The following is a 12,299-nucleotide window of genomic DNA, read 5'->3' on the forward strand; positions in this document are numbered from 1 at the left end:
TCAGTATCGTGGCGTCCGAAAGCATCGTCACCGCAAGGTCGGGGTGACCGTCCCGATCGAGGTCGCCGATGGCGATGCTGAAAGGATATCTACCCGCGAGCGGGAAATTCGTCGCTGCGCCCAGGGACCCATCGCCGTGCGCCAGGAGCACCGAGATCGAAGCCTCGTTGAGCCCACTCGCGGTTACGGCATCGAGATTGCCGTCGGAGTTCAAGTCTCCGACCGCGACAGCGTTCGCGCGCGTCGCAACCGGGTACGGCGGAGGCGACGGGGCGGAAATGGTAGAAGCCCGAACTTCGACTTCAACGTTCGTGTGCTGCGTTGAGACGCCGTCAGTGACCCCGATCGTGACGACGGACGGCCCCGAATCGCACGGCTTCGGGGTCAGCCGGAGACTACCCACGCCGGCACCGGAACCTGAAGCTAGGGTTGAAACCTCCGCGAAGTCAGGTCCCCCGATCTTGCTGAATGCGAGCGTCTGACCATCCGGGTCGATCGCGTAAAGGCGGAGTCGCCCGGTCGTCCCCGCCACGACATCCACATTTACCGGTCTGGTAAGCGCCGGGAGGTGATTGGAGCTGGGGTTCACCGTAACGGCAAACGATTTCTGATCCGCTGCGATTCCGTCGGTGGCATTGACCGTCACGATGGCCGGACCGACGTCTCCGATGTGCGGTGCCACGAAAACCTTCCCGCTCGCCGATCCGCTCCCGGAAGCGACGGTGGTCACGGTTGCATATGCTGGGCCCGAAACCTTGGAGAACGTGACGGGCTGGCGATCCACATCGGTCGCGGCGAGAGCCTGCGATGCTGGTTCCCCAACGGGCACCACCATGTCCGTAGGCTGGGTCAGGATCGGTGGGGAGTTAGCGGAGCCGCCGGACCCGAATGTTAGACCGTCAACATCCAACCAGTCGATGCCCAGCCGCATCGTGTGGTCGCCATAGATCCCTGGGCAAGGGGAGCCAAAGGATGTCGCCCGCGGGTAACCGCCTCCTCCGGCCGGCTCCGGGACTACCTGGATGGAGGGAGTACCAGTCGCAACGGTCGCTTGGAGGGTGCCCAGGCGGTAGGTACCAGGAGGCACGTACGTAAATCCAGCGTAGCCGTCGTAGTACTCCGTCTCAGTGTTCAGAGGCAGGCTGTGGAGTCCCATGCTCGGCTGATTGTTCGTGAATGTTCCCCAAGACATGGTCCCGCCGGTTGCCCTCAGCACGAATTCGTAGGAGTTGATCGCGAAGGATGCCAGGGAGTCCGTAGAACACACCGCCGACGATCCATCCCGATTCGAATCGGTATCGAGCCAAATGTCGATGACCGTGGGACCCGAGGGATTTACCTGGTCCGCCGACGTGTGGACTCCGTCCCCATTTGTATCGAGGTACATGTATTGGGCTTTGGCTGGAGCGGCGATGGCGAGGAGAGCGAACGCGACGAGTCCGACTGATGCGCGCGGGAGGTTCATGGGTCCGATCCCCCTTTCAACAGAGGCATGAGGTGCGCGGAGCTGGGGGACAGCGGGGGGGACGCTCTGAATTCGCGCGGATCGGGGTAGAGTGGTCCCCCACCGCGCCCCACAAGCCTAGCGCGGTGCCACGTCGGGCACAACCCCCTAGGGAGGGGCCGGTTCCCGGCCGCCGGTTCCTCGCTTGGGCCAGCTTCTAGAGCCGGCCCGGCCGTGCGGCGAGCAAGAGGACGGCCCGCTCGAACCGGCGATAGAGCGCCCAACTTCCCCAGAGGACGAGGGGAAGGACCGCGATCGCGATTCCGATCCAGAGGACTGGCTTCAGCTCGATGCGGCTAGGCAAGGCGAGAGCGGAGGTCGACAGCCACCAGCGCGCGGCGAGGTTCATCCCGGCGTCGAGGAACCAGCCCGGCCGCAGGACGGTCCAGACAGCTACCACTAAGGCGGCGGTGATGGAGCAGACGATGATCGGATCGGTCGCGAGCGTGATCCAGAACCGGGCGCGCCGGCGCTCGAGCCGCGCCCCGAGGGCGAGCGAATCGGCGGTAGCAACGCGGGCCATGACGTTCGCGACGAATTCGGGAGCGGCGGGGACTGCAGCGGCGACCGTCGCCGCCCGCGCGCTCGCGCCCTCCGCGCGCAGCGCGGACTCGAGGCCCGATGCCGCCTCGAACGCCTCGAAGCAGGCGCCGCAGGCCGCGACGTGCCGCATCGCGCGCTCACTCCCACTGTCGGGCATCCCGCGGTCGAGCCACCGCTCGACGTCGCTACAGTTCATTCCATCCCTCCGTCCGCGCGCGACGCAGCCATTCGCGCCGCAGCGCCGCGCGGGCGCGGGACAGATGCGTCTTCACCGTTCCTTCGGGCAATCGCAGGATTCGTGCAATCTCGGCGACCGGCCGCTCCTCGAAATAGAAGAGCGAGACCACGCCGCGCTGCGCGTCGGGAAGCGTCTCCATCAGACGCACGATCCGGCGCGATTCGAGGCTGGGCGCGATCCCCGAGACACTCGCGGCACCCGCAACCCTCGCCGCCTCCACTTGCTCCAAGCTCTCCTCCCTGGCGCGGCGGCCTCTCAGGATCGCGGCACGGTCGAGCGCGCGACGGGCCACGATGCGATGAAGCCATGTGGCGAACGCGCCGTCGCCTCGGTAATCCCGTAGTCCAAGCCAGGCGCGGACGAATGCGTCCTGCGCGACCTCCTCCGCGTCGGGCGCCGAGCGCAGGATTCGGAGCGCCAGGCCGTACGCCCGGTCGCGATGACGCTCGACGAGGGTCCGATAAGCGGCCGTGTCCCCCGCGCGGCATCGCGCGATGAGGGCGGGCTCGTCGGTCTCGTGGCCGGGGAGAGGCTTCACCCCTGACTTGGACGGGTCGATACGCTCCTTCGGTTTCATGAAACCGCCGGGGCACTCATCCCCGTCTATCCCATCGAAACCGCGATAGGCAGCCCCGGCCGGGGCGGCGCGTCCACCAGGAACCGGAAAGGAGCGTCAACATGGACAACTTTTTTGCCCTCTTCGCCATGGCTGTCCCCATCGTGGCGATCGTCGGAGGCATCAGCGTGGCGATCGTCCGGATCGTCACCCAGGCGCGTCTGGAGGAGCTCGCGCGACGAGAGCGGATCGCGGCGATCGAGCGCGGCGCCGACCCCTCCAAGCTCCCCCCCCTTCCCACGACCTCGGTGGGGGGCTATGCATCGGAAAACTATCCGCAGGGGAACGGCCGTCTTCGGCGGGCCCATGGGCTCCTCATCGGGGGCCTGATCACCGTCGCCGCCGGGATCGGGCTCGCGATCCTGGTGGGCACGATGGAGCCGGACAAGAAGGCCTGGGTCGTCGGCCTCTTGCCGATCCTCGTGGGGGCGGCCCTTTTGATCAGCAGCCGCATCCTGTGGCCGCAGCCAAAATGAGGCCGCAGCCAAAATGAGGCTGCGGCCACACCAGCCGGCTACTGGACCTCCACGAGGCGGCGCCTCATGTCGGGGCTCAGGGACCCCACGAACACTTCCTCGACCGGGCCGGTCATGATGATCGAGAGATCCTTGGCGACCTCGACCTCCAGCTGGCCACCCTCCATGACCACGGTGACCTTCCCGTCCACGAGCCCGCGGTCGTAGCAGACCGCGGCGACCGCGCAGGCGCTCGTGCCCGACGCGAGCGTGTGCCCGGCGCCTCGCTCCCATACAAGCGCCCGAACGCGATTGCGCGTATCCGGGGCCGCGAGCTGCACGTTGATCCGGGCCGGAAAGCGGGCGTGGTTCTCGACCAGCGGCCCGATCGCGAGGAGGCTGTCGCGCGTCTGCGGCTGGCCGAAGACCACGCAGTGAGGATTTCCGACGGAGACGACCGTGACGTCCAACCGATACCCCGGCACGTCGAGCGTCTTGACGCCCCTGTCGATCACTGCCCGCCCCATTTCGAGGCGCACCGCCACCACGCGCCCGGCCTCGCGGTAGACCTCGGTCTTGACCGGGCCGGCCGCGGTCAAGATCGTGAACGAATGCTCGATCGTGTAGCCGTGCTCGCTCAGGAACTTCGCGGCGATGCGTAGCCCGTTGCCGCTACGCTCCGCTTCCGAGCCGTCCGGATTCCAGATCTTCACGCTGAAGCGGTCGTCGGTCGCCGAGACCTCGAGCACTCCGTCCGAGCCGAGACCCAGGTGGCGGTGGCAGAGGAGCCGCACCCGCTCCGGCGTGAGCGCGATTCCGAAGTGCGCGGCGTCGACGACGATGTAGTCGTTCCCGAGCCCGTGCGATTTCACGAAGTCAGCGTCGAGCACGGTCTTCCTCCATGCCCGTTGCGCTCAAGGCCTCCCGGACGGTGTCTCCGCCCGCCCACGGACGGCAGCGCTCGATGGCCTCGCGCACTCCCGCGCGGGTTCCCCCCACGTTCACGGCCCCGATCGCGTGGGAGCGGAGCTGGCGCCACATCCGGGTCACCGTGAGGATCGCGATGACCCCGTACTCCCGCTCCACCACGCCGAGGCCGGGGCGGGAGAGCGTCTTTCCGTAGCCTTCGCGGATCATGGCCACGGCGAGGTCGGGCGAAAGGGCGCGCATCGTCTCCATCAGCTTCTCGTAGTTGCGGCCGTAGACCTTCCGACAGAGCGCCTCGCCCGCGCGCTCCCAGGCGGAGGGATCGGCCGGCACCGTGCCGGCCGGGATCGCGGCGGCGCGCTCGAGGACCGGTCTCGCCGCGAAGAAGGCCTCGATGGCGCGGGGAAATCCCACGAAGAGGTACGACTGGAGGATGGTCTCGTAAAGCGCCGCGGGTGGGAGGCCTGCGTCGATCGCGCGTGCCGATTCCCGCTCCACCGATGCCGCATCGGCCGACGCGATGGCCGCCGAGACGTCCACGACCGCTGCCTGCCCGGCCGTGAGCGCTTGAACGGACCCCCGCGCGTCGCGCATCCTCGCAGCGTATGAGCCTGGCCGTCGTGTGTCAATCAATGGGGACCAGCGTGGTCGTCGTGTCGGCGCTCTTCTGGCTCGGCGCCGCCTGCATGCTCGCGCTCGGTCTCAGGCGATTGAAATCGCTCGCGGACGCCGTCCCTCTGCCCAACGAGGCGCTCCCGTCCCTGACCCTCATCGCGGCCGCGAAAGACGAGGCGGATCGCATCGAGGGCGCGGTCCGCTCCTTCCTCACCCAGGACTACCCGGGACTCCGGATCATCGTCGTCGACGATCGGTCGGTGGACGGGACCGGCGCCATTCTCGACCGCATCGCCCTCGGGGCGCCCCGGCTCCAAGTGATCCACGTCCATACCCTTCCCGCCGGATGGATCGGCAAGTGCCATGCGCTCGCCCGAGCGAGCGCCGCGGCCAAGACCGACTGGCTCCTCTTCACCGACGGCGACATCGAGCTCGCACCCGACGCCGTTCGCCGTGCCGTGTCGTTCGCGCTCCAAGAGAAGCTGGATCACCTGGCCGTCGCCCCGGATATGATCGTGGAATCCCTGGGAGAGGCCGTCTTCATCGGCTACTTCCTGGCGATGTTCTACCTGAGCCAGCAACCGTGGCGTGCCCCGAACCCGCGCGCCAAAAGCTCGATCGGGATCGGCGCCTTCAATCTGGTGCGACGCGCCGCCTACGAGCGATCCGGCGGGCACGAGCGGATCCGCTACGAGATGATCGACGACCTTGGGCTGGGAAAGATCCTCAAGCAGAGCGGCGCACGCCAGATGCTCGCGCTCCATGGCGGAGCCGTTCGAGCAAGGTGGCAGGTCGGGGTGTGGGGCTTGATCCGCGGCGTCGAGAAGAACGCGTTCGCCGCGCTCCGATACCGGGTGTGGATCGCCCTGCCCGCGGTGGCATCCCAGTTCGCCTGCTCGCTTTCCCCGGTCGTGGGTCTCTTTCTCCCCGATCCCACGGCGAAGATCGCGGCGGTGGCGGCGTGGATCGGCGCCTTCACCGTCTACGCCGTCATGTCCCGGGGGTCCAGGATCCGCCCGTGGCACGCGCTCTTGATGCCCATCGGTGGAGCGCTCTTCAGCTTCGCGATACTCAGGTCGATCGCGTTCGCGGTCGCTCGGCGCGGACTCGTTTGGAGGGGGACGCTCTACCCGCTGGAAGAGCTTCGGCGGGGGATGCTCCCGTAAATAAATTGGCCCCCGCGAGCGTCCTGCCCGCGGGGGCACTCGTCGCGTATCACGTGGGGGGTCAGGGCAATTTCGATACGCGACGTTGAATCTTGCTGACTACGTCAGGATTGGAAGCGCCAAGAACAAGCACGCCGCTACGAGTCCGAGTTTACGAAGCATTTATTTTTTTCCTCCCCGCCTCATTACGTCTGAAGCGCCCCCGTTGAGCCCCGTATTGCCCGCATACCCCATGCCACGACCTGCAAGTCTCGATTTCGCAGCGGTAAGCGGCTGTGACGCAGCGGGTTGATGGCTGGAGCCGCACGAGCGTGCCGGAGGAATTAGTGGGAGCGCACGGACTCTCAAGTACAGCCCCGTACGCCGACGTACGAGAGGAGGGCTAGGTTTCTTGAGCAGCTGGCTTTAAGGCTCCCATTCCTCTGAGAAACAGCTCCCCCATTTCCCGCTCGATCGCTTCGACGGAGTCCGCGCTCGGAAACCGGATCGCGGCGCCGCGCGGCAGGGGGATGCCCCACTCAACCAGCGGGGTTCCGAGCGCTCTCGTGAAGATGCCCGAGGGGGTTACCCAGGGTGCCATGGGCCAGATCTCCGCGCCCTCCGAACGCGACTTCGCGGTCCGGATCGCCGCCTGAACCCCGGGGTGGTGAATGTTGAGGCGGTCCCAGAGGAAACCCTCGGCCATCTCGATCTTTGCCTTCCCCGCGAGCGCCTGCGCTCGCTTGAGAACGTCGGCGGGCTCCATCTGCTCCGCGGTCTCCACGATGATCCATGCCTGCGGACGGTCGGCGTGGCGCACCTGGGGTCGGACGACCTGCCCCCGGGGCTCGAACAGGGCGCTTCGAAGTTTCGCCTCGCCGTCGCCTCGAACCGCGTCCGGGTCCTCCAGCGTCTCCTCGAGGAAGTCGAGAGCTCCCGCGCCCTGAGCGAGCTTCCGAAGCAGCTCGAAATCGAGGGGACGCGGACCATAGGCCTCCTCGGCCAGCTGCGCGATCAGCTGGTCGCGGACCGCGTACGGGTTGGCCCCAGCCTCCTCACCCCAGACGCCCAGCACGACCCGACCGCGGGCGCCAAGGTAGACGCGGCGGCGGCTCGTCGCGGCCGGCGAGATCCGGGGCCAGAAGGCAACGGGAGCCTGGAGCGCGGCCCGGTGCTGGCGGAGATGGCCCTCGAGGGGGAGCGAGCCCTGCCCCGCGGCCGGCGCCACGACAACCGCGGCGCGGTCGACGCCCGCCGCGACCAACGCCTTCATGGCTCCCAATGTCGTCGCGAGGGCAAGCCGCTCCGCGCCCTCGACCGCCGCCGGGGTAACGGGGTGGGCCTCCGCATGCCAGGTCGCGAACAAGTTCAGGCTCGGGGCGACGTGGTCGCCTCGCAGCAAGAGAAATGTCGGTGTAACGCCTTCTTTTTCAATGATTTCCCGGCCAAGATCCGCTGCGGCCGCGGCGAGGGTCTTCCGAGCGGCGGCGGCCGTCATCTGGGGGACGGTCTCCCGGGGAAGCGACAGAAGCTCCCGGAAGGATTCAAGATGGGCGGGAGCGTCGATGCGGAGCTGATCCAGGTCCACGGGAATCATGCGGTTTTCCACCCAAAACGGATCATGCAGGCGGCAGCATACCCCATCCATTCTATTGAAATGACTGGATTTGTCCTTGACACCCAATTTCGCGCGGGAGGACTATCGATTCGGAGGCGGCGCGTGGAAAACGCTCCGCCCCGGGATTTTGTGTGGAGGGGAGGGTCAGGGAATGGAAGGGAAGTTTCCGGACTGCCGAAAGTGCTCCGCGGGAGTTTTGATCCCACTTTCGGACTACGGCAGGGACGGCGCCCCGATAACCTACAAAGCCTGGGTCTGCACCAACCCCGCCTGCGGGTTCAACGTTCGCATCGACAACGGTGAAATCAGCCTAGGGCGATCGGTAGGTCCGTCGAGCAAGTAGCTCCGGCCGACGTCTCCCATCGAAACGTCCGATGAGGGGCGTGGCGACCATGATTCGAGCGATCATCTTCGATCTCGACAATACGCTGACCGACTTCATGAAGATGAAGCGGGCCTCGATCGACGCCGCCGTGGACGGCATGCTCGACGCCGGGCTCACGCTCCCGCGCGAGGAAGTGGCCACGCGGATTTACCAGGTGTACGACCGCGAGGGCATCGAGTACCAGCAGGTCTTCGACCGCTTCCTGAACGAGCAGCTCGGCCACATCGACTACAAGATCCTCTCGAGCGCGATTGTCGCGTACCGCCGCGCGCGCGACTCCTACCTGGTGCTCTATCCCCACGTCAACATCACGCTCGTCGAGCTCCTGAAGCGCGGATTGAAGCTCGCGGTCGTCTCCGACGCGCCCCGGCTTCAAGCCTGGACGCGGCTCGCGCACCTCCAGCTCCACCAATTCTTCGACACGATCGTGGCCTTCGAGGACACCGGGGAGCGAAAGCCGAGCCCGAAGCCGTTCGAGCGCGCGATCGACGTGCTCGGGATCGCCCCGAGCGAGGCGATCATGGTCGGCGACTGGCCCGAACGCGACGTCGTGGGCGCGGCCAAGGTCGGCATCAAGACCGCGTTCGCGCGCTACGGCGACACGTTCGGCACGGTCCACTCCGGCGCCGACTACGACTTGAACGACATTTACGAGCTTGTGGCGATCGTCGACCGGCTGAACGGAAGAGACTAGGGCGCGCCCGGCGTCAATGGTCTCCGTCGGCGTCGACATCGTCGAGGTGGGCCGCGTCAAGGCCGCGATCGACCGCTGGGGCGCGCGCTTCCTCGATCGCGTCTTTACTCAGGGCGAAATCGCCTACTGCCGCAGCAAGGTCCGTGAGGCCGAGTCGTTCGCCGTCCGGTTCGCCGCCAAGGAAGCGTTCGCGAAGGCGCTCAAGGTCGGCAAGGTCGCGATCTGGCGCGAGGTCGAGGTGGTCCGGAGCGAGGGGCCGCGCCCCACCGTGCTCCTCCACGGCGGCGCGAAATCGATGCTCGGCTCCCGCCAGGTCGACCTCTCCCTCTCCCACGCCGCGACGCACGCCATCGCGGTCGTCCTGATCGAAGACTGATCGTGCGCCGCCCTCCCACGACGACGCGCTTGGTGACGGCGGAGCAGATGGCGGATCTCGACCGCGCGGCGATCCAGGGCCGCGGGATTCCCGCGCTCCGCCTCATGGAGCGCGCTGGGAAGGAAGCGGCGCACGCGATCGCGGAGTGGTGGAAGTCGTCGGGGCTCTCGCGCCGGCCCAAGGCCGCCGGCCCCGTGGAACGGGGAAAGCGCCCGCCCGTGGCCCTTCCGGGCCTCGGCGCTGCTTCCGCCGGCCCCGTGCTGATTCTCTGCGGACGGGGGAACAACGGCGGCGACGGCCTCGAGGCGGCCCGCCAGCTCAAGGCGGCGGGATTCGTCGTGCGCGCGCTGGTCGCGAGCGACGAGGAGTCGCTCTCGGTGGACTCCCAAGCCAGCTACGAAGCATGCGTGAAGGGGCGCGTCCCGGTCACACTCCTCCCCGACCCGCGCGCGTGGGGTCCGGGGAGCGAGGCGGCCGACGCCATGGAGAGGGCGGCGTTCTTGGTGGACGCCCTGCTCGGAACCGGGAGCAAGGGGCGGCCCCGAGGAGCGGTGGCCGCAGCGATCGAGCTCGCGATGGCGAGCGGGAAGCCGATCGCGTCGATCGACCTTCCCTCCGGCGTGGACGGCTCGACCGGGCACGTCGAGAGCCCGGCGATCCGCGCCGATTTCACGGTGACGCTCGCGCTCGCGAAGGTGGGGCTCGCGCTAGAGCCCGGGCGAGAGCACGCGGGCGCGGTGGAAGTCGTGGACATCGGAATTCCGCCCGACCTCGTGGAGGCGACGCAGCCCAGCGTGCTCGTCGCGGGAGCGGCGTGGGCGCGCTCCCTCCTCCCTCATCGTCCCGCGGACGCCCATAAGGGATCGGTCGGGCGCGTGCTGGTCGTGGGCGGAAGCGCGGGGATGATCGGCGCCGTGGCCCTGGCGTCGGAATCGGCGCTCCGCGTGGGAGCCGGCTATACCGTGGCGGCGGTGCCGCGGAGCTGCGTCGACCCGCTCGAATCGCGGATCTCGGAAGTGGTGAAGCGCGGATGTGCCGAGACCGACGGCCGCTCGCTCGCCCGCGCCGCGCTCGACGCCATCCTCGTCGAGGCGATGAGGTCGGACGTGGTCGCGATCGGCCCCGGCCTGTCGCGGCACCCCGATACCGAAGACCTGGCGCGCGACCTCCTGGAGCGCGTCGAGGCGCCCATCGTGCTCGACGCCGACGGGTTGAACGCATTCGAGGGGAAATCGCTCCGGAGGACGCACGGGCCGCTGATCGTGACGCCGCACTACGGCGAGGCGGCGCGCCTCGTCGGGAGGCCGATCGGAGAAGTCGCGCGGGACCCGGCCGGATGGGCGCGCGCGTTCGCGGAGGCGAGCGGCGCGATCGTCTGCTTGAAGAGCGTCCCGATGGTCACGGCGGCGAAGGGGGAACCGGTGATTCTCAACTCGACCGGGAATCCCGGCATGGCGACCGCGGGCGCGGGGGACGTCCTGACCGGAACGATCGCGGGGCTTTTGGCGCAGGGGATGGATCCCGTCGAGGCCGCGGCGGTCGGCTGCTTGGTCCACGGCCTCGCGGGCGACATCGCGGCGCGCAGGCTGGGCCGGAGAGGGATGATCGCGGGGGACATCCGGGACGCGCTCCCGGCCGCGCTCGTCGCGCTGGAAAGCGGGGCCCTCGATGAATCATAACGCCGGGGAGGCGGGCCCTCGATGAATCCTAAGCCCACGGATCCGGAGGGGGAGCGCCCCAAGCGGAGCATCGGCTCGGGCCAGAGCCGCGCGGCCGCGAGCGCGAGGCTCCAAGCGGTGCGGATCGCGCTTTCCCACGAGCTGATCCGCGCTGGTCGGGTCTTGAGCCGGCGCGGAATGATCGTCGCGACCGAGGGGAACTTGAGCGCGCGCCTGACGCCGGACCGGATGGTGATCACGCGTCGCGGCCGACGCAAAGGGGAGCTCACCACGCGCGACTTCGTGGAGCTGGAGGTGCGCGAGACCGGAAGCTCGCCCGCGCGGCAGGCTGCCTCGACCGAGCACCGGATGCACGTGGCCGCGTACGCGGCGCGGGGCGACGTCGAAGCGCTCCTCCACGCGCACCCCGTCGCGCTCACGGCATTCGCGGCGCGCGGGACGGCACCCGATTTCTCCCGGTTCGACGAGGCCCGCGTGTTCCTGGGCCCGATCGGGTTCGTTCCGCACTATCCCTCGGGCAGCGAGGCGCTGGCCGAGGCGGTGGCACGCGCCCTCGAGACGCGGGAGCACCCGAATGTCCTGATCTTGGAGTTCCACGGCGCGCTCGCGGTCGGGACCGGCGTCGACGAGGCGCTCGCGAGGCTCGAGATCGCGGAGCATCTCGCCGCCACGTTGCTCTTAGCCGAGGGCCGGCGGTAGCCTATTCCCCGAGGATCTTGATCAAGACCCGCTTCGCGCGACGCCCGTCGAACTCGCCGTAGAAGATCTGCTCCCACGGTCCGAAATCGAGCTTCCCCTTCGTGATCGCCACGACCACCTCCCGACCCATGATCTGACGCTTATGGTGCGCGTCCGCGTTGTCCTCGCCGGTCCGGTTGTGGTGATAGCGCTTGGGGCTCGCGTCGAACGGCGCCAGGTGCTCGAGCCACCGCTTGTAGTCCTCGTGGAGGCCCGGCTCGTCGTCGTTTACGAACACGCTCGCCGTGATGTGCATCGCGTTGACGAGGCAGAGCCCCTCCTGGATGCCGCTCTCGCGGATGGCCTCCTCCACCTCGGGGGTGATGTTCACGAAGTCCATCCGCGCGGGGATGTTGTACGTCAGCGTTTTCCGGAAGTTTTTCATGGTCTCTCCGTCATTCGAAAAGGTTCCCTGCGGTGGGCGGCGGCGCGACGCCGCGTCTGAGCCTGCTGCAACAGGGCGAGCGCCGCGAGGGTCTTGTGACACCACGCCACCGCCGCCTCCGACTGGCGCTCGACGTGCTCGAGGGAGAAGAGCCAAAATCGGAGGTTCGGATGGCGGTGCTTCCCTCGCGGCAGGTGATCTTGAAGCCTCCGTAGCTTTCGGAGGCGGTCCGTCTCATCCGCGAGAAGCTGCCGGATCCAGGCCTCCGGCGCATCCAGGAACTCGCGGTCCGCGAGGAAGAGCTTCAGGAGGAGCTCGTTTCGAGGCGGCGCGGAGCGCGGCGGCTCGCGGAGCCACCGATCGAGTGCTTGCCGTCCCTTG

At 68.1% G+C, this 12,299-nt stretch carries 13 protein-coding genes and 2 pseudogenes (2 of these 15 cut by a window edge); 7 read left to right on the top strand and 8 right to left on the bottom strand.

Features of this window, described 5'->3' with window-relative positions:
• From E6K79_10745 to E6K79_10755, 3 genes and pseudogenes are all read right to left on the bottom strand, one after another.
• Positions 1-1,465: pseudogene (locus E6K79_10745) on the bottom strand (VCBS repeat-containing protein); it reaches 167 nt to the left of the window's first position.
• Positions 1,466-1,661: 196 nt separating this feature from the next.
• Positions 1,662-2,243 (bottom strand): hypothetical protein, encoded by a 582-nt coding sequence (locus tag E6K79_10750; GenBank protein ID TMQ63117.1) that lies wholly within the window; start codon positions 2,241-2,243, stop codon positions 1,662-1,664.
• Positions 2,233-2,862, bottom strand: a complete 630-nt coding sequence (locus tag E6K79_10755; protein TMQ63118.1) for an RNA polymerase sigma factor — start codon at positions 2,860-2,862, stop codon at positions 2,233-2,235. The genes E6K79_10750 and E6K79_10755 overlap by 11 nt, the downstream gene beginning before the upstream one ends.
• A 101-nt stretch (positions 2,863-2,963) precedes the next feature.
• On the opposite strand from E6K79_10755, the gene E6K79_10760 reads away from it, so the two are divergent.
• Entirely contained in the window at positions 2,964-3,377 is a 414-nt protein-coding gene (locus E6K79_10760) for a hypothetical protein (protein TMQ63119.1), read from the top strand.
• Positions 3,378-3,415: 38 nt separating this feature from the next.
• Here E6K79_10760 and dapF read toward each other — a convergent pair whose 3' ends face one another.
• Positions 3,416-4,246, bottom strand: a complete 831-nt coding sequence (dapF, locus tag E6K79_10765) for a diaminopimelate epimerase (GenBank protein TMQ63120.1) — start codon at positions 4,244-4,246, stop codon at positions 3,416-3,418.
• Positions 4,233-4,877, bottom strand: coding sequence for a hypothetical protein (locus E6K79_10770; protein TMQ63121.1), 645 nt, complete (start codon positions 4,875-4,877; stop codon positions 4,233-4,235). Before E6K79_10770 ends, dapF begins: the two co-directional genes overlap by 14 nt.
• Positions 4,878-4,888: 11 nt before the next feature.
• Here E6K79_10770 and E6K79_10775 point away from each other — a divergent pair, with 11 nt between their 5' ends.
• On the top strand, positions 4,889-6,064 hold the full coding sequence (locus E6K79_10775; protein ID TMQ63122.1) for a glycosyltransferase: 1,176 nt from the start codon (positions 4,889-4,891) through the stop codon (positions 6,062-6,064).
• A gap of 382 nt (positions 6,065-6,446) precedes the next feature.
• On the opposite strand, the gene E6K79_10780 is transcribed toward E6K79_10775, so the two are convergent.
• Positions 6,447-7,640 (bottom strand): hypothetical protein, encoded by a 1,194-nt coding sequence (locus E6K79_10780; GenBank protein TMQ63123.1) that lies wholly within the window; start codon positions 7,638-7,640, stop codon positions 6,447-6,449.
• 172 nt (positions 7,641-7,812) lie between these two features.
• Here E6K79_10780 and E6K79_10785 point away from each other — a divergent pair, with 172 nt between their 5' ends.
• Genes E6K79_10785 through E6K79_10805 form a run of 5 tightly spaced genes read left to right on the top strand, consistent with a single transcriptional unit; the run spans position 7,813 to position 11,494 of the window.
• Positions 7,813-8,004: a hypothetical protein gene (locus E6K79_10785; GenBank protein ID TMQ63124.1), complete on the top strand. Its 192-nt coding sequence runs from the start codon at positions 7,813-7,815 to the stop codon at positions 8,002-8,004.
• A gap of 31 nt (positions 8,005-8,035) precedes the next feature.
• Positions 8,036-8,740 (top strand): HAD family hydrolase, encoded by a 705-nt coding sequence (locus E6K79_10790; GenBank protein TMQ63125.1) that lies wholly within the window; start codon positions 8,036-8,038, stop codon positions 8,738-8,740.
• 16 nt (positions 8,741-8,756) lie between these two features.
• Entirely contained in the window at positions 8,757-9,116 is a 360-nt protein-coding gene (gene acpS / locus E6K79_10795; protein ID TMQ63126.1) for a holo-[acyl-carrier-protein] synthase, read from the top strand.
• A 2-nt stretch (positions 9,117-9,118) separates the two neighbouring features.
• Positions 9,119-10,795 carry an NAD(P)H-hydrate dehydratase gene (locus E6K79_10800; GenBank protein ID TMQ63127.1) on the top strand — a complete coding sequence of 559 codons (1,677 nt, stop codon included), beginning with the start codon at positions 9,119-9,121 and terminating at the stop codon, positions 10,793-10,795.
• Between the two features lie 21 nt (positions 10,796-10,816).
• Positions 10,817-11,494 carry a class II aldolase/adducin family protein gene (locus tag E6K79_10805; protein TMQ63128.1) on the top strand — a complete coding sequence of 226 codons (678 nt, stop codon included), beginning with the start codon at positions 10,817-10,819 and terminating at the stop codon, positions 11,492-11,494.
• 1 nt (position 11,495) lies between these two features.
• On the opposite strand, the gene E6K79_10810 is transcribed toward E6K79_10805, so the two are convergent.
• The gene (locus E6K79_10810) at positions 11,496-11,918 is read right to left on the bottom strand and encodes a YjbQ family protein (GenBank protein TMQ63129.1); all 423 of its coding nucleotides are present in this window, start codon (positions 11,916-11,918) and stop codon (positions 11,496-11,498) included.
• Positions 11,915-12,299 (bottom strand): annotated as a pseudogene (locus E6K79_10815) (PadR family transcriptional regulator) (it continues 221 nt past the right edge of the window). Before E6K79_10815 ends, E6K79_10810 begins: the two are co-directional and overlap by 4 nt.

Source organism: Candidatus Eisenbacteria bacterium, from assembly GCA_005893305.1.
Taxonomy (GTDB): Bacteria; Eisenbacteria; RBG-16-71-46; order SZUA-252; family SZUA-252; genus WS-9.